A 21,799-nucleotide genomic window follows, 5' to 3' on the forward strand; every position below is an offset into this window, starting at 1 on the left:
TACCGAAATGTTTTCCCATGAAAGAGCCTCCTGTCGTAGTCATCCTACAACAGGAGGCTCTTTTGCTCAATGTCCATTTTTCGGGGTTCAGTCCAAAAACGCGGCCGCTTTTCTTCTTCAAAATGTAGGCGGCTACAGACGGACGAATTTAATATTACTCACACTCGCCATAATCTTCCCCTGATATACCGCGTAATAGTCCTCCAGGCTCCGGCCGCGAGGCAGGTCCGGCCCGTCGGAAAAGTCGACCCACAGGTCGGCCCAGAACGCGGCTGTCGGCCGGAAGAGGTATGTCTGAGTGACGAGGTGCAGATCATGGGCGAAACGGAGGCCTGTGCGAGCGGCGATCCGCCGCGTCACCTCATTGCCTGCCCCGGCGCCCGGCGCCTCGTCGATTTCGTAGTTTACGCGCTTTTTCAGCGAAGCGTAAGGCCGGTGGCCGTTGTCGAGCTTAAGTTCCCAGGCCCGCTCCACCAGGGCGGCGTCGCTAAGGCGCTGGATATCGGAATGACGGCCGACCACAAACATTTCCTCGTCGTCAATCACGATCATAGCAGCTGTCAGCAGATCTGCTTTTATCATCGTCGTACCACCTTTATTATAGACGTAACGGAATACTATCTTTCGTTATTGTTCCGCAAAGTCCTGTCGAAAAACACAAAAAACCGCGGCTATTAAGCCGCGGGTTTTCCTGACAAGGATCGGTGAGCAGTCGATAAGCCGAGTTCTGTTCCGCTTACGCGGTGATGATCATTTATCTCGGCCGGCAGTTGCCTGCCGGCTCTAGCGACGCTACCCGGAAGGATCGGCGGGCTACCTCATCTCTTCCCTATTCGGTCTTGCTCCAGGTGGGGTTTACCTAGCCAGTCAGTCACCTGACTGCTGGTGCGCTCTTACCGCACCGTTCCATCCTTACCCGGCGAAGCCGGGCGGTCTACATTTCTGCGGCACTATCCCTGAGGTCGCCCTCGCTGGCCGTTAACCAGCACCCTGCCCTGTGGAGCTCGGACTTTCCTCGAAGGCCCTGCGGCCTTCGCGATCATCTTTCGTACTCACTGATCCTGTTCAATTGTCTGGATTAACAATATACCACGAACGCCCGCCGCCGTCAAGGCCGGGGCCAGCGCGATATTTTACGCCATGGCGGCGCGCAGGGCGGCTACCCTGGCGGGGATATCGTCCGCGCCGACGATCTCGGACACAATGGCAATCATCCCCGCGCCCCGGCGGCGCACTGCGGCGATATTGCCCTCCTTCACGCCGCCGATGGCGACGTACGGGAGACTGATATTGGCAGCCACGTACTCCAGCAGAGCGAGCCCCACCGGCGCGGCGGCGTCCAATTTCGTGCCGGTCGCGAATACCGGGCCGACGCCGATGTAGTCGATCACGCCGGCCAGCTTCTCGGCCTCCCTGGCCTGCTCCCGCGCGTGAGTCGACAGGCCGATGACCATAGCGGGGCCGACGAGCTCGCGCACCGTCACGGGCGGCAGGTCGTCCTGGCCGATGTGAACGCCGTCCGCCCCGACCGCCATCGCCAGCGCCACATGGTCGTTGACGATAAAGGTCGCCCCCGCACCCGCCGTAAGGTCGCGGATAACGCGGCATTCCTCGTACATCGCACGCTCCGGTTTGCTCTTCTCGCGGTACTGGATCACCCTAATGCCGGCGGCCAGCAGCAGCCGAACCACGTCCATGCTGCTGCGCCCGCGGGACAGCGCATCGTCCGTAATGCCGTAAATTCCGCCGGCAAGAAAATTCTCCATCCCTTTACGTTGATTCATAACTCAAGCCTCCTCGCGCGCCCAGCGCGGACGCTGTGCAAACACGAATATTTTACCGCGTGAAGCGATAATCGTCAAACCTTTTGCGCAGTGGTCTAGGAAGCTCCAGATACAAGGCGCACCGGAAGCTGCGCTGCGACGGCGTACTTGGTTGCGTACGCCGAGCAAGCAGCTGAGGAGCAACGCAGTAGATGGACTTCCTAGGCCACTGCCCTTATTATTCGACCAAAAGAATACGGCCGCAATTGTCGCAGTAAAGCGTCTTATCGTCCCCCTTTGCCAGCTGCCCGGTCGGGATGCTCCGCCGGCAGCCGCCGCACACGCCGCCCGCCACCTTCGCCACCGGTTGGGGCAGCTTGCGGGCGAGCTCGCGGAACTGGCGAAGCAGGGCAGGATCGACCTTGCCAGACAGCGCCCGGCAGCGCTCTTCCAGGCCGGCCAATTCGGCGTCGCTGCGGGCCGCCTCGTGGGTAACGTGTTGCTGTTTTTCGGCGTGGAGGCGCTTCTTGGCCTGCAACGCGGCCTCGTCGCCGACGATCTTGGCGGCCAGCAGCTCGCAATCCTCGATGCCGGCGACCGCGTCGTTCTCCCGCCGGCCGATATCGTTGCGGAGGGCTTCACAGCGCGTCCGGACCTGTTCGATCTCCTTGATGTTGGTTATCTCGCCGCAGTACAGCTTCTTCTCCAGTTCTTCGCAGTGTCTGGCGAGTGAGGTCAGCTCGGCCTCGCGGACGGCGCACGCTTTCTCCAGGCCAGCCAGCTTCTCCCGGTCGGCGGCCACCGTCTGCGACAACAGCCTGATATCCTGCCACAGCAGGCGCACCTCGTCGACACTGATACTCTCCTTGCGACCGACCGCCTCGCGTTTCTGCCGCTCCAGAACCTGCAATTCGCTGAGCATGGCTAGCTGGTCTTTCATCGATAAACCCTCCTCTTGCTGCTGGCATAGAAAAAGACAGGCCTTGTTCGCCTGTCTCACCAAACGCGGAATACATCGCGGGAAAAGGTTTCGGTCCTTATGGCCACATCCCAGCCGTTTTGGGCGGCGCACGCCTCCAGATGAGCGGCTAAGGCCGCGACGACCGGGCGCTCGGTCGCGAAATGGCCGGCGTCGACCAGCGTCAGGCCGACGGCCGCCGCCTCCAGCGCCTCGTGATACTTGACATCCCCGGTAACCAAAACGTCGGCCCCGGCGCCGGACGCCGCCGCCAGCAAACTGGCGCCACTGCCGCCGCACACCGCCACAGTCCCGACCTCACGGTCTGCCGGTCCAGCGACTCTGACCTGCTCGACGCCAAGCGCGTCTTTGAGCCGGCGGACGAAGGCCGCGAAAGGTTCGGGAGCGTCCAGGCGGCCCACCCGTCCCAGCCCGAAAGCCCGGCCGGGGTTGGTAAGCGCGTATAGATCGTAGGCCACCTCCTCATAGGGGTGGGCCTTGAGCATAGCGTCTACGACCGCGTCGGCGACGCTCTCGGGCATTATCGTTTCCAGCCGGTACTCGGCCGCGTATTCCAGTTTGCCCTGCTCGCCGATAAACGGCCGGGCGCCATCCAGGGGCAGGAACGTACCAGTACCGGCCGTCTGGAAGGTGCAATGGCTGTAATTGCCGATATGGCCGGCGCCAGCCGCAGTGATGGCCGCACGCACCGCCTCCCCATGGTCCTCCGGCACGAACACCGCCAGCTTCAGCAGCCGCTCCCGGCCTTCGACCGCCAGCGGGCGCAGCTCCGCAAGGCCGAGTTTAGCAGCCAGACAATCGTTCACGCCGCCCTCGGCAACGTCGAGGTTTGTATGGGCGGCGTACACGGCGACGCCGGCCGCCAGCAGCGCGGCCAGCGTCCGGCCCTGGGGCGTGTCGGTGCGGACGGCGGACAGATTTTTGAAGATCAGCGGATGGTGGGCGACGATCAGGTCGACCCCGTCGGCCGCCGCCCGCTCCGCCACCTCCGGCGTCACGTCAAGAGCCACCAGCAGCGAGGCGATCTCCTGCTCGGGGCTGCCGACCAGCAGGCCGACATTGTCCCAGCCGGCCGCCAGCTCGCGCGGCGCCAGCCGTTCCAGCGCCGCCATTATTGTCCGGCACTTCACAGGCATGCGTATCTATCCTCCAACTGGGTAATTTTCGCCAGATACTCCCGGTACTTGGGGGAAGACACCGCCTGCGGGCTGACGGCCATCTCCGCCGCCACCCGCCTCGCCTGCGCCAGCAGCGCCGCCACATGGGTCCCGAGCAGCGGATGCCGCCTGGCCCACAGCAGCGGGCCGATGTCTAACAGTATTTCTTCGTATTCCTCCGCCGCTCCGGGCGCGGCGGCAATAACCTCGTACAGGCGGCCGTCCTCCTCGACAAGAGCCTCGGCCACGATATGCCAGCCCGCCGACGCCAGCCAGCGGCGGACGACACCCCCGCCCAGCATCGGCTGGAGGACGAGGCACGACAGCGACGCCGTAACCTCCGGACGGGCATCAAGTATCTCCACGATCGTCGGGCCGCCCATACCGGCGATCACGGCCGTGTCCACCTCGCCGGGGGCCAGCACCGCCAACCCGTCGCCGAAACGGAGATCGATCCGGTCGGTCAGGCCGACCCTGGCCAGCGCCTCACCGGCCGCCCGGAACGGGCCCTGATTTACTTCGCCGGCCACCGCGGACGGCACAATGCCTTCGCTAACCAGATAAACGGGCAGATAAGCGTGATCGGTGCCGATGTCCGCCAGGCGGCTGCCCGGCGGCACTAAGGCCGCTATCGTCGCCAGGCGCTTGCTGAGTTTCACGCCTCCCCCTCCTTCAAGACTTTTCAGAGACCGCCCGCATAAGAAAGTGCCGGGCTGCCTTCATATATTATTTCGTGCCGGTGGGGAAAAATTCCTCCCCTCAGCCCGGCAGGGTAAACTGCTCGATCGGCGTGTAGACCCGCCGGCGGTCGACCTCCTCGCTGAGGATAAGGGCAAATTCGCGCACCGTGAAAAGCGCGCCGTCGACCTTATAAGCGCCCCAGGGCGGCGCGCCCGGCAGGGGCACGACATCCTGGGCAAGGGTGATGTGCGGCCGCCACGCCCGCTGCTCCGGCGGGAACCCGCACCCGGCCAGAGCCTGCTCCACCCTGCCCTGCAGCGCCGCGAGCGCCGCCGTATCGCCGGCCACGTCCACCCACACCGTCCGCACGGGCACGCCGCCGCCGAACTGGCCCAGCCGGCCGAGGCCGATGGCGAACGGGCCGCCGGCCGAAGCGGCCGCGGCCAGTTGCGGTCCGAGCAGCGGCACATCGGCCGCCGGCACCTCGCCGAGGAACTTCAGCGTAATGTGGAAATTCTCGCGTCGCTTGAACCGTCCCCGCTGGCTGTTGCCGCGCAGCTTCGCCTGGACGGCCTCCAGGGCGGCGAGGCTTTTTTCCGGAAACTCGATGCCGACGAACAGGCGCATGATTCTCCTCCGAAGTTTTAATGCTTTCTTGTTTGACGCACGGCAATGTTTTTCCTATTATTCCCGTAAAATAAAAAAGCGCAGCATTGCTGCTGCGCTTTTCCCCTTTTGTGGTGACCCGTAGGGGATTCGAACCCCTGATACCGCCGTGAAAGGGCGGTGTCTTAACCGCTTGACCAACGGGCCGGATAATAGTAAAATTGGTGGGCCCACCTGGGATCGAACCAGGGACCGGCCGGTTATGAGCCGGCTGCTCTACCGCTGAGCTATAGGCCCCGAAAGATATATAAAACAGGTTTTCCGAAGAAGACCTGTCTTACAATCGAAGTGGCTCCTCGAGTAGGACTCGAACCTACAACCCCGCGGTTAACAGCCGCGTGCTCTACCATTGAGCTATCGAGGAATGTGCACTGACAAAATATATTATAAGACAGGGCACCCCCGCCGTCAAGGCTTTAGGGACAATCTATTTTAGTAATTAATGGGGGCGGCTCGCTTCGGCCGTTGATAAACCCCCATCTGCGTCGTTGCTCCTCGGATGGGCCGCTCGACGTACGACCAAGTACGCCTGCGCGGCCATCCTCCGGTGCGCCTAGCATCTGGGGGTTTCTGAACGGCCTCAAATTATTATCCTATTCCAGGAAATCCTTCAGCTTCTTACTGCGGCTCGGATGGCGCAGCTTGCGGAGCGCCTTGGCCTCTATCTGGCGGATGCGCTCGCGGGTGACGCCGAAATGCTGGCCCACTTCCTCCAGCGTCCGCGCCCGCCCGTCGTCCAGGCCGAAACGCAGTCTGAGCACCTTTTCCTCTCTGGGCGTGAGCGTCTCCAACACTTCCTCAAGCTGCTCCTTGAGAAGCATGAAGGAAGCTGCCTCAGCCGGCGCCGGCGCGTCCTGGTCCTCGATAAAATCGCCGAGGTGCGAATCTTCCTCTTCGCCGATGGGGGTCTCCAGCGACACGGGTTCCTGGGCGATCTTCATAATCTCCCGCACCCGCTCGACGCTGACATCCATCTCCTTGGCGATCTCCTCCGGGACCGGCTCGCGCCCCAGCTCCTGCAGGAGCTGGCGGGACACGCGGATCAGCTTGTTGATCGTCTCCACCATATGCACCGGAATGCGGATGGTGCGGGCCTGGTCGGCGATAGCCCGGGTGATGGCCTGGCGAATCCACCAGGTCGCGTAGGTGCTGAATTTGAAACCCTTGTTGTAGTCGAACTTCTCGACAGCCTTGATAAGGCCGAGGTTGCCCTCCTGGATGAGATCCAGGAACAGCATCCCCCTGCCGACATAGCGTTTTGCTATGCTGACCACCAGACGCAGGTTGGCTTCCGCCAGGCGGCGTTTGGCCTCCTCGTCGCCTGCGCCCATGCGCTTGGCAAGCTCGATTTCCTCGTCCGCCGACAGCAGCGGCACCCGGCCGATCTCCTTGAGATACATCCGGACAGGATCGTCGATACTGACCCCTTCAGGAATGGTAAGATCGATGTCCACCTCTTCCGGCGTCTCGGAGATATCCGCGTCATCCAGGGCTTCAACATCGGGGACCTCGTCAACTATCTCGATCCCTTTGTTGGAAAAGACCTCATACATATCGTCGATTTCGTCGGGAGTGAGGTCCTCGTTCTGGAGAGTATCCATGATTTCTGCATAAGTCAGCATGCCGCCGCGTTTCTTGCCCTTGTGCAGCAACTCATTGACATGTTCTGCTTGTATATTCTTCTTCTCGCTCATTCTACTCCCCTCCTCCCTTTGCATTCCCCGGATAAGGCTAAACGTGTGTCATGAATGGTGCAATTTGCTAATTTCATCTTTTATTCGCTGACTTTCGGCTAATTCCTGCCGATAGTTGCTTTCGTCCCCCAAACGTAGAAATTCCTCGGCCCGCAGACTATGAACCATGATCAGTGGCTCCAGACGGGCTACCCTTATAATCCTGATACAATCGTCGACAACGCGGGAAATGTCGCTGAGCTGTATCTCCATTACCATAATATTCGACAACTCGGTGGCTGCCGCCTCCGGCAGACTGATAGCCAAACTGTCGGCGGCGGGACTTTTTCCCATATTATACGCAGTAAACAGCGAATTGATTATCGTTTTCCGCTCTCCGCCCTGAATATCTTCGCTATTCAGCTCCGCCTGGACGTAAGGAACGACGGAACCGTCCTCCAGCATCAGGCGGATGAGCTGCCGCTCGGCCGCCACCGCCTTCGGCGCCAGCTTCTGCGACAGACTGAACACGCTACTATTCTGCCCGCGGTTGGCAGCTTTATCCTTTTGCTGAATCTTGCGTATCTCCCGCCGGATATCATCCTCGTGGATGCCGAGCGTCTGGGACAGCATCCTGATATGCTCGTTGACTTCCGCCAGATCGGGAGCCTCGGCCAGCGCCGGGATGGCCTGGGCGAGAACGCCCATCTTGCCTGAGGCGTCGGAGTAGTCGTTCGCCTGCAGCGCCTGGCCGACCTGATAAGCGAGCAGCGCGGGCGCCTGGTCCATAAGGGCGCGGAAGGCGTCGGCGCCGTGCTTTCTGATAAACTCGTCCGGATCCTTGCCGTCCGGCAGAACGATGACCCTCACGGCGAGCCCCAGCGCCCGCACGGTCGCCAGCGCCCGCAGTGTGGCGTTCTGGCCGGCGGCGTCGCTGTCATAAGCGAAATAAATCTCGCTGGCGTTACGCGCCAGTTGCCTGGCCTGCTCGGCAGTGAACGACGTGCCGAGCGACGCGACGGCGTTCTTGATGCCGCTGGCATGGAGCGCGATCAGATCCATGTACCCTTCGACGACAATCGCCCGGCCGGCCTGCTTGATGGCCTGATAGGCGAGGTCAAAGCCGTACAGGACATAGCGCTTGTTGAAAACCGGCGTCTCGGACGTGTTGAGATACTTGGGCTGGCTGCCGTCCATAACCCGGCCGCCGAAGCCGATAACCCTGCCCCGCGCGTCGGCGATCGGAAACATGATCCGGTCCCGGAAACGATCGTACACGCCGTCGCCGCCCGTCCGCGCCACCGCCAGACCGGCCTTCGCCAGCGTTTCGGCGGTAAAGCCGCGGCCGGTCAGAGCGACCGTCAGCTTATCCCACGCCTTGGGGGCAAAGCCCAGCCTGAAAGCGGCGATCGTCTCATCGTCAATCCCCCGGGCCTTGAGATATTCCCTGGCCGCCTTGCCATAACCCGTATTGGTGAGACAGGAATGGAAAAAATCGCTCGCCGTGGCGTTGGCCTTCAGCAGGCCGGCCATCTCCCGCTCCACCTGCCGCTCGTGCTCGGTCTTTTCCTTCTCCGGCACGGGCACGTTCATCTTCGCCGCCAATTTCTTGACCGCTTCCATGAAAGTCAGGTTCTCCAGCTTCATAATGAAGTTGAAAACATTGCCGCCAGTCTGACACCCGAAGCAATAAAAAAAACCTTTGTCGGGCGTCACGGAAAAGGACGGTGTTTTCTCATGGTGGAACGGGCAGCAGCCCCAGTAGTTCTTCCCCCGTTTTTTCAGCGGTACGTATTCGGAGATGACACTGACTATATCGCTCTGGGAGCGCAGCCTGTCGATAAAATCGTCGAAAACAGCGTCTTTCATATAACCTCACCTTAGCGCCCATGAACAATATAGTGATCGTGACCAGGCTGATGCGGAGACCTATAATCTTTTTGCATTATTACTATTCAAGGCAAAGGAGAAATATCCTCTTTTCCCCCTTGACAAAGGCAAGATATTTTGCTAAGCAAAAAAAGACCGGAGCCTAAGCTCCGTTACACTGCCGATATATCAACGGCCGTCCTTCTTGCCCGGCGACGCCATAATCACCGAATCCGCGATCAGCTGGCTGCCCGGCCAGGGCACATGGCGGAAAATCTCGTCCTGGGACGTCGCGTCGCGGTAAGTCTTGTCGCTGAGCATCTTGCGATAGTGGATGTACGCCCCCCGGCGGCCGCACTCCGGACAGAAGGTGTTGTCGGCCCGGTGGCGGTTGGCCTTCCAGGAAAACAGGTTGAAATGCAGGCCGCAGTGCTGGCAGATGAACCCGTTGACAAAAACCCCTTCCCGCTGGCTCTCGCTTATCCCGGCGGGCGGATTCGTAAGCACGGTCGTCTGCTCGGCCTGGTCGCGCGGATCATCGGCTTTCATCTTTTTCTTCCTCCTTTTCAGTTGCTAGTTTGTCAGCTATCGTTACCTAAGGCCGTTCAGAAGTGCCCGGACGCTGCTGGGCGGCCGCACTTATTTCCCCGGAATCTTCTTTGCCAGTCTTTCGCAATCGGCCACCAACCCGGGCAGCACGTTGGCGATGAAATACCGGACGCTGACCAGATTGCTCGCCTTCAGTTTCTTGAGGATGGCGTGGTACTTTTCCTCGAATAGCCCGATATTGTTAAGCTTGACCTCGAAGATGCACTCCATCAGCGCGTCGATATTGTCGGCGGCCCGCAGGATCTGGCCCTCCAGGCTGTCGTCCTTGCCGTCGAACAGCAGCTCGCGGTACAGCGTACAGTAAGGCTGCTCCATCTCGGCAAAAAGCGTCTCCTCCGCCAGCTCCTTCTCGATAATGGCGAGGGATGCCGAAAGCTCGGGATTCTTGTATTTCGTCGTGCTGAGAATATCGCCGGTTATCGACTCGATGACATCGTGATTGATAAGCTTGCGGAACAGCCGGCCCCAGTCGACCTTGCCGCCGTTCTCCTCCTCGATCAGCGCCAGCATCTGGCCGATCTGGGCGACAAGAAAGGAATGCTCACTCACCGTCGTCCGCTGATGCATGAATTCGGTCGCCCACCGGCCCATATTGTTGAGTTTGCGCACAAAAACGAGATAATTATGCAGCCCCACGGCCCAACCCCCCATCCGATTCCCGGCGATAAAATTTTATTGTACCGCTATAAAACAGCGCCGAGCGCTTACATATATTTACAATATCATTTTTGGGGCGCCACTGCTATAATTTTATATAGAAAGGTGGGGCAACAATGAAACGAAAAACACTGCTCGTCACCCTCCTGGCCCTTTTCCTGCTCACCGGCATAGCCTGCGCCGCTCCGGCGAAACCGATCATCAAAGCCGACAAAACCTATTTCGACATAAACACGGGCCTCTATGTCCTCAAGGGCAACGTCTACATAGAAGTGAAGGACCGGATCATCACCGCCGGCATGGCCAGAGTCAGCGTGGCCTCGCTTGAGGTCTGGGGCACCGAAGGCGTCACCGTCACCCAGGGCGACATCTGCTTCACCGGCCACGACGTCTACGTATTCGGCATGCAGGACAAGGCCAAGATCGACGGCGGCGTCACCTTCAAACGCACCGGCCTGTCCATAACCGCCGACCGGGTCGAGTTCAACTGGAACAGCAAACTCGGCGTTTTCAGCGGCAACGTGCGAGTAACCCAGAACGACGCCACCTGGACCGCGGACAGAGTAACCTACAACGTCGAAACCAACACCATCGTCCAGCCGACCATCCCGATAACGGCGGGAGCCGGCGAATAACACCTGACAACTAACCCCCGGCGGGCGCCGGGGGTTCTTTTATTACCGATTCCTGGCCCCGGATCTAAAACAGCATAACCCCCAGGATATGGCCGACAGGGATGCTGCCGATGAAGCGGCTGTCGCTGGAATTGTTGCGGTTGTCGCCCATCACGAAAACATGTCCGGCCGGCACCGTCACCTTGCCGGGCGAAGAATAGCGCATCGGCTCCTTGACGTAAGCTTCGGCCAGCGGCTTGCCGTTGCGGTAAACCTTGCCGTCCCTGAATTCAAGCACGTCGCCCGGCAGGCCGATCACCCGTTTCACCCAGATATGGTTGGCGGGGACGCCGCCCTTGACGAGCGTCACGACGTTGCTCACCGGCTCGGCCAGATCGTCGGCGAACTTGCGGGTGCGGTCGACACGGCTGTCGATAACCACGATATCGCCGTAACCGGGCAACGTGCCCAAAGCATGGGCCACCTTGGAAAGATAAATCCGCTGGCCTTCGTGGAAGGTCGGCTCCATCGACTGCCCCATTACCCTGGTGGGCTGAAAAGCGAAAATATTGATAACCAGAGCGATGGCGGCTGCGAGGACGAAAGTTTGCAGCCATTCGCCGGTTTCACGCATGATACTCATTATGACCTCCCTTGGGGCCGCCTTTCTGGACGATTTCCAGGATCTTGTTGGCCGTCTCCTCGATGGCCTTGTTGGAAACGTCGATAATCGGGCACTGCAGCTTGCGCATCAGGCTTTTGGCGTGTTCGAGCTCCTCGGTGATGCGGTCGATATTGGCATAGCTGGCATCCGAACCCAGGCCCATCGTCCGCAGGCGTTCGGCGCGGATCTCGTTGAGCTTGTAGGGGTTGATCACCAACCCCACGATGCGGTGGGCAGGCACCTGGAAAAGCTCCTGCGGCGGCGGCACCTCCGGCACCAGCGGCACATTGGCCACCTTGACCCGCTTGTGCGCCAGGTACATGCTCAGCGGCGTCTTGGAAGTACGGGACACGCCGATGAGGATTATATCCGCCTTGGGTATACCCCAGGGATTCTTGCCGTCGTCGTACTTGACGGCGAACTCTACCGCCTCCACCCGCCGGAAATACTCCTGGTCGAGCTTGTGCATCAGACCGGGCTTCAGTTTGGGCGTGAGCGAAGTCGCCTGCTGGACCGCCTGAATCATCGGCCCCATGATGTCGATGGTATGGACGCCGTGCGCCTTCGCCAGCTCCACCACCGCCGCCCGCAGCTGGGGCGACACCAGGGTATGGCACACGACGCTTCCCGTGCCGGCCGCAGCCTCAAGCACCTCTTCGATCTGGCTCACGGAATTGATATAGGGCACGCGGACAATATCGAACCGGCCGAGGTCGAACTGGCTCGCAGTAGCGCGGGCCACCAGCTCGGCCGTCTCGCCTATGGAATCGGAGAGGGCATAGATTATCTCCTGTTGCATCGGTCTCCCCCTTTTTCAAAGCAGGCCGTTGATAAGCCCCATCTGCTGTGTTGCTCCTGCGGGCGCTTGCTAGCGTACGTTCGAGTACGCGTCGCGGCGCGTCCTCGGTGCGCCTTGCATCTGGGGCTTCTGAACGGCCTGGCACATTTCAAAAAATACCGTTCGTTCGGGAGACAAAAAGAAGCCCCCGAGTTATTATACCCTGTATCCTCGGGGGCGTGCAAGCGGTGCTATGCGGCAACTATCTTACTGAGATCGGCGAACTTGGCGGTCAGCGCGGTGATGCCCTTCAGCAGGGCCAGCCGGTTGTTGCGGACAGCCACATCGTCGACCATGACCATCACCTGGGTGAAGAAGGCGTCGATGGGGTCGGTCAACCCGGCCATCACCTTCAGCACACCGGCGTAGTCCCTGGCGGCGGCCAGCGCGGCGATCTCCTCGCGGGCGCCCTCCAGGGCCGCGTACAGCGCCTTCTCGCCGTCGCCGGCGAACAAGGCCGGATCGATAGCGTCACTCACCGCGTTCTTGGCCAGATTGCCGGCCCGGGTCAGCGCCTGGACGGCCCGCTGCATGGCCTCGGTCGCGCCGCCCTCGGCGAGAGCCTTGGCCCGCAGCCAGGCGTCGTACACATCGTCCGTATCGGCCGCCAGCACCGCGTCGACCATATCGTAGCGCACGCCTTCGTCGGCCAGCACGTTTTTCAGGCGCAGCCGGAAAAACTCGGCGATATCCTCGCTTAGCTTGGCGCGGCGCTCCTCGCCGGCGATGGCGAGCAGGTCCATGGCGGCGGCGGCGAGCTGCCGCAGCGAAACGTGGTAACGGGCGCCGATCAGGATGTTGACGATGCCCAAAGCCTGACGGCGAAGGGCGTACGGGTCCTGGGAGCCGGTGGGGATGAGGCCGCGGCTGAACGTGGACACGATATTGTCCAGTTTATCGGCGATGCTGACCATGCGGCCGGCCGGCGTCTGGGGCAGATCGTCCCCCGCGAACCGTGGCAGATAATGCTCGAACACCGCTTCGGCCACCGCCGGCTCCTCGCCGCCCAGTTTTGCGTACTCGCGGCCCATCACGCCCTGCAGCTCGGTAAACTCGCACACCATGCCGGTGACGAGGTCGGCCTTGGCGAGGTGGGCGCCGCGCTCGATCCTGGGCAGCTCCGCTTTCGGCAGACCGGCCGCCTTGGCGATCCCGGCCGCCAGCTTCTGAAGGCGTACCGTCTTATCGTACATCGTTCCCAGGCCTTCCTGGAAAACGATCGTTTTGAGTTTTTCCACCCGGTCGGCCAGCGGCGCCTTCTTATCCTCCTCGAAGAAGAAACGCGCGTCGGCCAGACGGGCTTTCAGCACCCGCTCATTGCCGTGACGGACAATGTCGATATAGTCCTGGCCGCCGTTGCGGACGGTGATGAATACCGGCAGCAGCTTGCCATCGGCCGAGAAAACCGGGAAATAGCGCTGATGCTCGCGCATCGGCGTGATGACCGCCTCAGCCGGCAGGGCGAGGTACTTCTCCTCGAACCGCCCGCACAGCGCGGTCGGATACTCCACCAGATAGGTAACCTCTTCAAGGAGATCCTCATCGATGACAGCCGTCCCGCCCTGCTGCACGGCGAGTTTCTCGACCTGTTCGCGGATGACCTGGCGGCGGAGATTCTGGTCGACCATGACGTGATTGTCCGTCATCTTGACGAAATACTCGTCGACCGACGCCACCTTGACCGGTCCCTTGCTAAGGAAGCGATGGCCGTGGCTGACGCTGCCGGCGGTCACCTCGGCGAGAGTGAAGGGAACGACGTCGCGGCCGAAGAGAGCCACCAGCCAGCGGATGGGGCGCGCAAACCTGATGTCGAGGTCTCCCCAGCGCATGCTCTTGGGGAAGTTGATCGCGGTGACGATCTCCGGCAGCAGTTCCGGCAAAATACCGGCGACCGGCTGGCCGGCCTCGTGGACGGCGGCGAACACATACCCGTCTTTGACGACGAGATCCTTGACATCCACGCCCTGGCCGCGGGCGAAACCCTGGGCCGCCTTGGTCGGCGCGCCGCTGCCGTCGAAAGCGATCTTCACGGCCGGTCCTTTATTTTCGCTGTTGCGGTCGGCCTGCTGCTCGGCCATCCCCCGCACCACCAGCACCAGGCGGCGGGGCGTGCCGAACGTCTGCACCTCGCCGCACGCGATGCGGCGCTCGGCGAACTTGGCCTTGGCGATATCGGCCAACTGGGCGAGCACGGCCGGCATAAACTTGGCAGGGATCTCTTCGCTGCCAATCTCCAGGAGCAAATCCTTAGCCATGTTATTTCCCCCCTTTCAGAAGCGGGTAGCCTAATTTCTCGCGCTGTTCCAGGTACCCCTGGGCGCACAGGCGGGCCAGGTTGCGGACCCGGCCGATAAAGGCGGTGCGCTCGCTGACGCTGATCGCGCCGCGGGCGTCCAGCAGGTTGAAGGCGTGGGAGCACTTCAGCACATAATCGTACGCCGGCAGAACATAGCCGAGGTCGACGACGCGAATGGCTTCCTTCTCGTACATATCGAAAAGCGTGAACAGCATGGACGCATCGGAAAGCTCGAAATTATAAGTCGACTGCTCCACCTCGTTGCGGTGGAAAACGTCGCCGTAAGTGATGCCTGCCACCCACTCGATGTCGAACACGTTCTCCTTGCCCTGGATATACATCGCCAGGCGTTCAAGGCCGTAAGTGATCTCGACCGACACCGGCTTGACGTCGATGCTGCCCACCTGCTGGAAATAGGTGAACTGGGTGATCTCCATGCCGTCCAGCCACACTTCCCAGCCCAGGCCCCACGCGCCGAGGGTCGGCGACTCCCAGTTATCCTCCACGAAGCGGATATCGTGCTTGTCAGGGTCGACGCCCAGCTTGGCCAGACTCGCCAGGTATAGTTCCTGGATGTTAGCCGGCGAGGGCTTCATGATAACCTGGTACTGGTGATGCTGGAACAGGCGGTTGGGGTTGTCGCCGTAGCGTCCGTCGGCCGGCCGGCGGGAAGGCTCCACGTAAGCCACGTTCCACGGCTCGGGACCGAGGGCGCGCAGGAAGGTGGCCGGATTCATCGTACCGGCGCCCTTCTCCACGTCGTAAGGCTGCTGGATGATGCACTTCTGCTCAGCCCAGAAGTTCTCCAAGGTCAGGATTATTTCCTGAAAAGTCACTGTCATCGCCTCCTGAAAATCAAAATAAAAACTCCCGTCCCGTAACATATCGTTACAGGGACGGGAGCTTGCTTCCCGCGGTTCCACCCTGATTGGCCCTGAGGCCCGCCTTAATTGATAGCAGGCTTTACTCTTCCTTACGGAATTTCCTCCCGCGGCTCAAGAACGCCTTCGCCCGCCTGTACCGGGCTTGCACTGTCCCCGGTTCGCTGCACTCGGCGGCTACTACTCTCCGTCATCGCCATCTGTCTTCATAATATAGCAAATTTGCCCTATCCTGTCAACTTATAAACTGCCCCGCGGCCCATCCCGGTCGTCGGCCGGCCGCACCTCGGTCTCCTCACTGGCGCCGCCCTCCCGAACAACCTCGATGGTGCAGCGCTTGAAGACAGCCACAAGCACGCCTAAAGCCGCCAACTGCGGCAGAAACACGGCGCTGATCGCCCCCAGCGTCACAGGTATCTCCACCAACGTCTTGCCGTCCTGCTTGACGCGGATCTTGGTCACGTTGCCCTGATGGATGAGCTCCTTGACCTTGTCCACCACCTCGCCGGACTTCACCGAGAACTCCTCTGTCCAGCCGCCCGGCTTCTTGGCCTCAAGATCCACCAGCGCATCGAGAACGTTGCCGCCGGCGCGCTCCAGCGCATCCTTTGCCTCCCGGTAAGTAACGCCGGTGCGTTCGCGGATAGTATCGATCTTTTCGAGGGTAATATCTTCCATCGTTTTCCCTCCTGCTGCCGTTTCGTTTATTGTCCCCGTCCGTCGCCGGTTTTATCCCGCGCCAGCGTTGCGATGAAAGCCAGCGACCTGAGGGGCTTGTCCAGTCGCCAGGTGAGGAACTCGCCCAGCAGCCGTTCGGTCTCCATGAGGACGGCGCCGGTCACCGAGAAATGCCCCGGATTGGCCAAATCCAGCTCGAGCATACGGGCCAGAAAATCCCTGCCCTCAACGCCGAACGGCGTCATATGGGGCTCGGCGCAGGCGGCGCACACCCCGCCGCCGGCCGCGGCGTCGAAACGGGCCGGGAACGGAAGCTCCCGGCCACAGACTACACACTGCTCGTACTCTGGCCGGAACCCGGCCATCGCCAGAAGCTGCAGCGCGGCTGCCAGGGCTGCTACCCGGACATTGCGGCTCGCCAGCAGGGCGAAAGCGGCCAGCAGCAGGTCGAACGCCGCCGGCTCCGGCTCACGCTCCGGCCACAGCTCGGCCACCAGTTCGGCCAGCAATGTCGCGTACGCCATTTTGTCGAGATCCTCGCGCAGTTCGCGGAACGACCGCCTGATGGCGCACTGTTTGAGGGCCTCGATATTCCTTCCCGTCGCCAGCGCCAGATCGACATGGGCGAAAGGCTGGACGCAGCCGGCCAGCTCGTTGCGCGGCCGGCGGGCTCCGTAGGCCAAAGCCGAGAGCTTGCCGTGTTCGCGCGAAAATAAAGTCACCATCCGGCTGGTGGCGTCATAGTCCCGCACCGCCAGCAGGATGGCCTCACAATTGTATGCACCCATGCCGGTACTAATCCCGGCCGGTCCGGACGGAATCCGCCGGATGATCGCTGCAATGCCGGTAGAGCAAATACGCCCTGATATCACCGGTACTGAGGAAGATTTCCCACATCAGTTCCCTTAGCAATACGCGCACATCCCTTCGGTGTTTTGCGCAGCGGGATTTCGCCGGCTATGGCAGGCCGTTCCTGCCGTCGTTCGCCGCAGAGTCCTCGTCGCCGGCCTCTTTGAGCGGCATGGCTTTCACCCTCACGACCCGGAAGCCGTTGACCTGAAGAACGGAAAAACGGTAATCGCCGATATTCACTTCGTCGCCCAGTTCGGGGCGCCGGCCGAGAAGGCCGAAGATATACCCGCCGAGCGTGTCTTCCTCATGATCCTCGAGTCGGATATTGAGCAGTTCGGAAACGTCGTCGAGCAGCACCCGGCCGTCGAACTCGTAGCTGCCGTCCGGAAGGCGCTGGATTTCCGCCTCGCCGACCACGTCGTGCTCGTCCTGGATATCGCCGACAATCTCCTCCAGCACGTCCTGCAGAGCCACCAGGCCCGCCGTGCCGCCGTACTCGTCGGCCACCACCGCCATATGGATGCGTTTGCGGCGCATCGCCTGCAGCAGTCTGGCCACCGACATACCCTCCGGGACGACGAGAATCTCGCGCATGACGGTGCGCAGCTCCTTATTGCCCGGTCCGCACATATCCAGATCCATCAGATCGCGGATATGCACCATGCCGATGACGTGGTCCTTATCCTCGACACACAGGGGGTAGCGGGTATGGCCGGTTTCCTTCACCACCCGCATATTCTCCGCGAACGGGTCGTCGGTGAACAGGCACACCATATCCTGGCGCGGCACCATGACCTCCCTCGCCAGACGATCGGCGAAATCGAAGACGTTGTCGATCAGCTCGCTCTCCATCTGGTCAAGCACGCCGCCGCGGTGGCTGGCGTTGACGATCATCCGCAGCTCTTCCTCGGAGTGGGCCACTTCGGCCTCGCTCAGCGGCTTGATGCCCAGCAGGCCCATGATAGCGCGGGCAGCTTTGTTGAAAAGCACGATGACGGGATAACCGACCTTGTGAAAAACAAACAGCGGCCAGGCGCAAAATAGCGCCAGCGCTTCGGCGCGCTGGATGGCCAAGGCCTTAGGCACCAGCTCGCCCAGCACGATATGCATAAAGGTTATAACGGTGAAGCCCAGAGCAACGCTGATGGTATGCACCAGCCACGTTGCCCCCGGCAGATACTCGAAAACCAGCGGCGCGATCAGGGCGGCGACGGCCGGTTCGCCCAGCCAGCCCAGTCCCAGCGAAGCCAGCGTTATGCCGAGCTGGGTGGCGCCGAGGTAAGTGTCGAAGGTCGAAACGATTTCCAGCGCCAGCTTGGCGCGGCTGTTACCCTGGAGAGCGAGCTCCTCCAGCCGGGTGCGGCGGATCTTCACCAGCGAGAACTCGGCGACGACGAAAAAGCCGTTCAAGAGCACAAGCAGCAAGGCGGCCGAGAGGGCAACGAAGCTATTGATAGACGAGTCGATAGCGCATCTCCCCCTAGGGTTTGGTCGCTTCGCTGCCGCGCGGCATCACGGTTCCGGCGGTCAGGATGTATTGCAGCGCGCTTTCGCTGGTCACGTCTAAGGGTATTATATCCCGCTTCGGCACAATAATATTAAAGCCGGCGGTCATGTTGAGGCTCATCGGAATGAAGACGCAGACGCTCTCCTCGCACGTATGGCGGGCGATCGGCGCCGACAGGTCGGTCATGACGAAACCGAGCGCCTTGGCCCCGGGATACGGGAAAGGCACCAGCACCGCCTGCTTGAACATGTTCTGGGATTCGAACACCGCGGTCGACAACTGCTTGACGCTGTTGTAAATAAACTTGAGAAAGGGAATCTTCGACAGCACCCGTTCGCCCAGCTCGATGCCCCGCCGCATAATCCAGTGGGAGGACAGCCAGCCCACCAACAGGATGATGGCGACGACGGCGATCAGGCCGAAGCCGGGGAACTTAACCGGCAGATGGCGCCCGAGAATCTTCTCGGTAAACTCCAGTATCTCAACGACGACGAAAAAGGTAATCGCCATCGGCACGATGACAATCAGACCGTTGATAAAGTATTTGGAAAGGCTTTTCATAATTCACCCCTTGAACCAATCATAACATTGGCCAGTACTGCGGTCAATAAAATAAACGGGCTGCCCTCGCGCGGGCAACCCCTCTATATCAACTGAACTTCAACATATTCCTCTTGCGCGGCGGGATCACCGCATCAATCACATCGTCGACGGTGATGATGCCCACCAGCTTATTGTCGCTGTCCGTCACCGGCACGGCCAGCAGGTCGTACTTGCGAATGATGCTGATGGCGTCGTCGGTCGGCGCCTCGTCGCCCACGGTGATGATGCGGGTCCGCATGATGTCGGCCAGTTTGGTATCCGGCTTGGCGATAATCAGTTCCCTGAGCGACAGCACGCCCGCCAGGTGCTCTTCGGCATCGACAACGTAAATATAATAAATGGTCTCCGCCTCGGGGGCCAGCCGCCGCAGCTCATTGATGGTCTCGTCGGCAGTCAGGTTCTCCGGCAGCGAGATATACTCGGTCGTCATCAGGCTTCCGGCCTCGCCTTCTTCGTACTCGCGCAGCTCCTTGACCTCGGCCGCCTCCTCGTGCTCCATCAGATCGAGGAGTTCTTCGGCCGTGTCGTCCGGCAGCTCGTTGAGGACGTCGGCCGCGTCATCGGAGGCCATCATCTCCAGGATGTCGGCCGCCCGGTCCTTGCTCATCCCCTCGATGATCGACGCCTGCATCTCCGTCTCCATCTCGGCCAGCGTCTCCGCCGCCCGCTCGTTGTCCAGCGTCTGGAAAATGGCCGACCGCTCCTGTGTGCCGAGCTCGCCGACAATCTGGGCGATATCGTACGGGTGGAGCGCCGCCAGCTTGCCCTGGGACACCGACAGCTTGATCGCCGACAGATCGGGAGTGATGAGATCGACGTCGCCCCACGAGATAAGCTTCTCCGGCACGCTGCGCCCCAGCATGCCCGCCACCCGCCGCATGGCCTTTTCAGCTCCCAGCCGGCGCACCAGGCCGCGGAAACCGATATCGACGGCCACAAGGCGGAATTCGTTGTTCACCTGTGTTATCTTGAGGTCGTTGACCCGTACCACCCTGGCGCCATCGGTATCAACGATCTGGCGGTCGAGCAGATCGCGCCGCAGGTAAAGCTCGTCGCCGGAAAAAGTCCCGGACTCAACCTCCTCGCGGACGATGTTGAGAGACACGATTTGCTTGTTAAGCATGGCAATGTGGTCGTCGCCGACGACCACCGTTTCCCAGCGGCGCTTGACCTCGACGCCGCACACCTTCGGAAAGCCTGCTTCCGGCTTTATCAGCACGTCGCCGACCCGGCCCACGCGATTACCTACCTTGTCGATGACGAGCTTATCTATAAGCTGGCTGACAAACACCTCAGTAAACGGCTGCATTCCAGTTTTCTCCCCCTACCCGTGCGGCCGTTGATAAGCCCCCATCTGCGTTGTTGATCCTCCGGGCGCTTGCTAGCGTACGCCCGAGTACGCGTCGCTTCGCGTCCTCGGAGCCGCCTAGCATCTGGGGGCTTCTGAACGACCGCTTCTATTTCCTGGTACCTTCTATTCGTAGCCGAGAGACTTAAGTACCCCTTTTCTATTCCGCCAATCCTTCTTCACCTTAACCCACAAATCGAGATACGTCTTCGACCCCAGCAGATTCTCGACATCGATGCGGGCCAGGCGGCCGGCTTCCTTGAGTACCGCCCCGCCGGCTCCGATGACGATCCCCTTCTGCGAATCGCGCTCCACATAAATCACCGCCCGCACATAGAGATCGCCATTGTCCCGCGTCGCGACCTCCTCGATATCGACGGCGATACTGTGGGGTATCTCCTCGCGGGTCAGCTGCAGCACCTTCTCGCGGATGAGTTCGGCGATCAGCAGCCGCTCGGGCTGGTCGGTGACCATGTCGTCGGGATAGTACTTCGGCCCGGGGACGAGATGCTTCTTGATCTCCCCCGTCAGACCGTCGAGGTTGGTGCGGGCCAGAGCCGACACAGGCACGATGGCCGTGAAATCGCGTTTGGCCGCGTAGCGTTCGATGATCGGCAGCACCTGGGCGCGGGGCAGCTTGTCGATCTTGTTTATAACCAGGATGACCGGCGTCGACACCGCCGCCAGCCGCTCGAGGATATACTCCTCCCCAGGCCCCGGCTCCTCGGTGGCATCGGTGACAAACAGCACCGCGTCCACCTCGCGGAGCGTGTTCTCGGCCGTGCGCACCATGTATTCGCCCAGTTTGTGGCGCGGCTTGTGGATACCCGGCGTATCGATAAACAACAGCTGGGCGTCAGGCAGGTTGAGGATGCAGAGGATCTTGTTGCGCGTCGTCTGCGGCTTGTCGGACATGATGGCGATTTTCTGGCCGATGAGGCTGTTGACCAGCGTGGACTTGCCCACATTCGGCCGGCCGACAACGGCGACGAACCCTGATTTGAAACCCTTATCATCATTCATTGGCACAATCATTCCTCCGGCAAATCGGCTTTATCGAAGGCGTACGGCAGCAGCTCCGCGAGCGTCACCGTCCGCCTCTCCCCCTTGGTATTGCACATCACGACCTTGTTTATACCGAACTCGGCCATGACCTGGCGGCAGGCGCCGCACGGCGAGGCCGGCGAAGCCGTATCGGCCGCCACCGCCAGAGCGGCGAACTCCTTCTCCCCCTCGGAAACCGCCTTGAAAATCGCCACCCGTTCGGCGCATATCGTCAGGCCGTACGAGGCGTTCTCGATGTTGCTGCCGCTGTAAATGCGGCCGCTCCCGCCCCGCACGGCGGCGCCGACGGCGAACCGGGAATAAGGGGCATACGCGCTTCCCCGCGCGTCGATAGCGGCTTTGATAAGTTCTTCCATTCTCTATCCACCCAATCACAGGCCGTTCAGAAGTGCCCAGATG

22 protein-coding genes, 3 tRNA genes and 1 other RNA gene are annotated in these 21,799 nt (G+C 61.1%); 1 reads left to right on the forward strand and 25 read right to left on the reverse strand.

The genetic code is table 11. The features are described 5' to 3' along the window. Positions 1 to 132: 132 nt before the first annotated feature. The 14 genes from RIN56_10450 to RIN56_10515 all read right to left on the reverse strand — a co-directional run bounded on the left by RIN56_10450 (position 133) and on the right by RIN56_10515 (position 10,033). Positions 133 to 582, reverse strand: a complete 450-nt coding sequence (locus RIN56_10450) for a hypothetical protein (protein ID MDR7867230.1) — start codon at positions 580 to 582, stop codon at positions 133 to 135. Between the two features lie 119 nt (positions 583 to 701). Continuing rightward, an RNA gene (rnpB, locus tag RIN56_10455) (RNase P RNA component class A) lies at positions 702 to 1,055 on the reverse strand. Between the two features lie 78 nt (positions 1,056 to 1,133). Next, positions 1,134 to 1,784, reverse strand: a complete 651-nt coding sequence (gene thiE, locus RIN56_10460) for a thiamine phosphate synthase (protein ID MDR7867231.1) — start codon at positions 1,782 to 1,784, stop codon at positions 1,134 to 1,136. A gap of 217 nt (positions 1,785 to 2,001) precedes the next feature. Next, the gene (locus tag RIN56_10465) at positions 2,002 to 2,703 is read right to left on the reverse strand and encodes a hypothetical protein (protein MDR7867232.1); all 702 of its coding nucleotides are present in this window, start codon (positions 2,701 to 2,703) and stop codon (positions 2,002 to 2,004) included. 56 nt (positions 2,704 to 2,759) lie between these two features. Beyond that, on the reverse strand, positions 2,760 to 3,878 hold the full coding sequence (locus RIN56_10470) for a Nif3-like dinuclear metal center hexameric protein (GenBank protein MDR7867233.1): 1,119 nt from the start codon (positions 3,876 to 3,878) through the stop codon (positions 2,760 to 2,762). Further along, positions 3,869 to 4,558 (reverse strand): class I SAM-dependent methyltransferase, encoded by a 690-nt coding sequence (locus tag RIN56_10475; protein ID MDR7867234.1) that lies wholly within the window; start codon positions 4,556 to 4,558, stop codon positions 3,869 to 3,871. The genes RIN56_10470 and RIN56_10475 overlap by 10 nt, the downstream gene beginning before the upstream one ends. A gap of 100 nt (positions 4,559 to 4,658) precedes the next feature. Continuing rightward, on the reverse strand, positions 4,659 to 5,207 hold the full coding sequence (thpR, locus tag RIN56_10480) for an RNA 2',3'-cyclic phosphodiesterase (GenBank protein ID MDR7867235.1): 549 nt from the start codon (positions 5,205 to 5,207) through the stop codon (positions 4,659 to 4,661). Positions 5,208 to 5,318: 111 nt separating this feature from the next. After that, a tRNA-Glu gene (locus tag RIN56_10485) sits at positions 5,319 to 5,393 on the reverse strand. 15 nt (positions 5,394 to 5,408) lie between these two features. Further along, positions 5,409 to 5,483: transfer RNA gene (locus RIN56_10490), tRNA-Ile, on the reverse strand. A 52-nt stretch (positions 5,484 to 5,535) separates the two neighbouring features. Beyond that, a tRNA-Asn gene (locus RIN56_10495) sits at positions 5,536 to 5,610 on the reverse strand. A 229-nt stretch (positions 5,611 to 5,839) separates the two neighbouring features. Continuing rightward, the gene (rpoD, locus tag RIN56_10500; GenBank protein MDR7867236.1) at positions 5,840 to 6,940 is read right to left on the reverse strand and encodes an RNA polymerase sigma factor RpoD; all 1,101 of its coding nucleotides are present in this window, start codon (positions 6,938 to 6,940) and stop codon (positions 5,840 to 5,842) included. Positions 6,941 to 6,988: 48 nt separating this feature from the next. Then, positions 6,989 to 8,788 carry a DNA primase gene (gene dnaG / locus RIN56_10505; GenBank protein ID MDR7867237.1) on the reverse strand — a complete coding sequence of 600 codons (1,800 nt, stop codon included), beginning with the start codon at positions 8,786 to 8,788 and terminating at the stop codon, positions 6,989 to 6,991. Between the two features lie 189 nt (positions 8,789 to 8,977). Then, positions 8,978 to 9,337 (reverse strand): hypothetical protein, encoded by a 360-nt coding sequence (locus tag RIN56_10510; GenBank protein ID MDR7867238.1) that lies wholly within the window; start codon positions 9,335 to 9,337, stop codon positions 8,978 to 8,980. 90 nt (positions 9,338 to 9,427) lie between these two features. Then, positions 9,428 to 10,033, reverse strand: coding sequence for an HD domain-containing protein (locus RIN56_10515; protein MDR7867239.1), 606 nt, complete (start codon positions 10,031 to 10,033; stop codon positions 9,428 to 9,430). Between the two features lie 137 nt (positions 10,034 to 10,170). Here RIN56_10515 and RIN56_10520 point away from each other — a divergent pair, with 137 nt between their 5' ends. Next, the gene (locus tag RIN56_10520; protein ID MDR7867240.1) at positions 10,171 to 10,689 is read left to right on the forward strand and encodes an LptA/OstA family protein; all 519 of its coding nucleotides are present in this window, start codon (positions 10,171 to 10,173) and stop codon (positions 10,687 to 10,689) included. A 64-nt stretch (positions 10,690 to 10,753) separates the two neighbouring features. Here the strand turns inward: RIN56_10520 and lepB are convergent, their stop codons facing one another. The 11 genes from lepB to RIN56_10575 all read right to left on the reverse strand — a co-directional run bounded on the left by lepB (position 10,754) and on the right by RIN56_10575 (position 21,756). Beyond that, complete coding sequence (gene lepB, locus RIN56_10525) at positions 10,754 to 11,311, reverse strand: signal peptidase I (GenBank protein MDR7867241.1); 558 nt, start codon at positions 11,309 to 11,311, stop codon at positions 10,754 to 10,756. Further along, positions 11,295 to 12,131 (reverse strand): pyruvate, water dikinase regulatory protein, encoded by an 837-nt coding sequence (locus tag RIN56_10530; protein MDR7867242.1) that lies wholly within the window; start codon positions 12,129 to 12,131, stop codon positions 11,295 to 11,297. Before RIN56_10530 ends, lepB begins: the two co-directional genes overlap by 17 nt. A gap of 230 nt (positions 12,132 to 12,361) precedes the next feature. Further along, positions 12,362 to 14,425, reverse strand: coding sequence for a glycine--tRNA ligase subunit beta (glyS, locus tag RIN56_10535; GenBank protein MDR7867243.1), 2,064 nt, complete (start codon positions 14,423 to 14,425; stop codon positions 12,362 to 12,364). A 1-nt stretch (position 14,426) separates the two neighbouring features. Further along, complete coding sequence (glyQ, locus tag RIN56_10540) at positions 14,427 to 15,302, reverse strand: glycine--tRNA ligase subunit alpha (GenBank protein ID MDR7867244.1); 876 nt, start codon at positions 15,300 to 15,302, stop codon at positions 14,427 to 14,429. A gap of 285 nt (positions 15,303 to 15,587) precedes the next feature. Continuing rightward, complete coding sequence (locus RIN56_10545; GenBank protein ID MDR7867245.1) at positions 15,588 to 16,025, reverse strand: DUF4342 domain-containing protein; 438 nt, start codon at positions 16,023 to 16,025, stop codon at positions 15,588 to 15,590. Between the two features lie 26 nt (positions 16,026 to 16,051). Then, positions 16,052 to 16,813 carry a DNA repair protein RecO gene (recO, locus tag RIN56_10550; protein MDR7867246.1) on the reverse strand — a complete coding sequence of 254 codons (762 nt, stop codon included), beginning with the start codon at positions 16,811 to 16,813 and terminating at the stop codon, positions 16,052 to 16,054. A gap of 169 nt (positions 16,814 to 16,982) precedes the next feature. Then, entirely contained in the window at positions 16,983 to 18,293 is a 1,311-nt protein-coding gene (locus tag RIN56_10555) for a hemolysin family protein (protein MDR7867247.1), read from the reverse strand. Positions 18,294 to 18,357: 64 nt separating this feature from the next. Further along, positions 18,358 to 18,945, reverse strand: coding sequence for a DUF502 domain-containing protein (locus tag RIN56_10560; protein MDR7867248.1), 588 nt, complete (start codon positions 18,943 to 18,945; stop codon positions 18,358 to 18,360). Positions 18,946 to 19,033: 88 nt separating this feature from the next. After that, positions 19,034 to 20,296: a CBS domain-containing protein gene (locus tag RIN56_10565; GenBank protein MDR7867249.1), complete on the reverse strand. Its 1,263-nt coding sequence runs from the start codon at positions 20,294 to 20,296 to the stop codon at positions 19,034 to 19,036. A 165-nt stretch (positions 20,297 to 20,461) separates the two neighbouring features. Further along, positions 20,462 to 21,358, reverse strand: coding sequence for a GTPase Era (gene era, locus RIN56_10570; protein ID MDR7867250.1), 897 nt, complete (start codon positions 21,356 to 21,358; stop codon positions 20,462 to 20,464). Positions 21,359 to 21,366: 8 nt separating this feature from the next. Beyond that, on the reverse strand, positions 21,367 to 21,756 hold the full coding sequence (locus tag RIN56_10575; GenBank protein ID MDR7867251.1) for a cytidine deaminase: 390 nt from the start codon (positions 21,754 to 21,756) through the stop codon (positions 21,367 to 21,369). Positions 21,757 to 21,799: the final 43 nt, after the last annotated feature.

This window comes from Sporomusaceae bacterium, from assembly GCA_031460455.1.
In the GTDB taxonomy this organism is placed as follows: Bacteria; Bacillota; Negativicutes; order Sporomusales; family UBA7701; genus Anaeroselena.

Excerpts from the sequence above, each read along its gene's own strand:
- RIN56_10450 (MDR7867230.1), bottom strand. The coding sequence starts at position 582 with ATGATAAAAGCAGATCTGCTGACAGCTGCTATGATCGTGATTGACGAC.
- thiE (MDR7867231.1), bottom strand. The coding sequence starts at position 1,784 with ATGAATCAACGTAAAGGGATGGAGAATTTTCTTGCCGGCGGAATTTAC.
- RIN56_10465 (MDR7867232.1), bottom strand. The coding sequence starts at position 2,703 with ATGAAAGACCAGCTAGCCATGCTCAGCGAATTGCAGGTTCTGGAGCGG.
- RIN56_10470 (MDR7867233.1), bottom strand. The coding sequence starts at position 3,878 with ATGCCTGTGAAGTGCCGGACAATAATGGCGGCGCTGGAACGGCTGGCG.
- thpR (MDR7867235.1), bottom strand. The coding sequence starts at position 5,207 with ATGCGCCTGTTCGTCGGCATCGAGTTTCCGGAAAAAAGCCTCGCCGCC.
- rpoD (MDR7867236.1), bottom strand. The coding sequence starts at position 6,940 with ATGAGCGAGAAGAAGAATATACAAGCAGAACATGTCAATGAGTTGCTG.
- dnaG (MDR7867237.1), bottom strand. The coding sequence starts at position 8,788 with ATGAAAGACGCTGTTTTCGACGATTTTATCGACAGGCTGCGCTCCCAG.
- RIN56_10510 (MDR7867238.1), bottom strand. The coding sequence starts at position 9,337 with ATGAAAGCCGATGATCCGCGCGACCAGGCCGAGCAGACGACCGTGCTT.
- RIN56_10520 (MDR7867240.1), top strand. The coding sequence starts at position 10,171 with ATGAAACGAAAAACACTGCTCGTCACCCTCCTGGCCCTTTTCCTGCTC.
- lepB (MDR7867241.1), bottom strand. The coding sequence starts at position 11,311 with ATGAGTATCATGCGTGAAACCGGCGAATGGCTGCAAACTTTCGTCCTC.
- RIN56_10530 (MDR7867242.1), bottom strand. The coding sequence starts at position 12,131 with ATGCAACAGGAGATAATCTATGCCCTCTCCGATTCCATAGGCGAGACG.
- glyS (MDR7867243.1), bottom strand. The coding sequence starts at position 14,425 with ATGGCTAAGGATTTGCTCCTGGAGATTGGCAGCGAAGAGATCCCTGCC.
- RIN56_10545 (MDR7867245.1), bottom strand. The coding sequence starts at position 16,025 with ATGGAAGATATTACCCTCGAAAAGATCGATACTATCCGCGAACGCACC.
- recO (MDR7867246.1), bottom strand. The coding sequence starts at position 16,813 with ATGGGTGCATACAATTGTGAGGCCATCCTGCTGGCGGTGCGGGACTAT.
- RIN56_10560 (MDR7867248.1), bottom strand. The coding sequence starts at position 18,945 with ATGAAAAGCCTTTCCAAATACTTTATCAACGGTCTGATTGTCATCGTG.
- RIN56_10565 (MDR7867249.1), bottom strand. The coding sequence starts at position 20,296 with ATGCAGCCGTTTACTGAGGTGTTTGTCAGCCAGCTTATAGATAAGCTC.
- era (MDR7867250.1), bottom strand. The coding sequence starts at position 21,358 with ATGAATGATGATAAGGGTTTCAAATCAGGGTTCGTCGCCGTTGTCGGC.
- RIN56_10575 (MDR7867251.1), bottom strand. The coding sequence starts at position 21,756 with ATGGAAGAACTTATCAAAGCCGCTATCGACGCGCGGGGAAGCGCGTAT.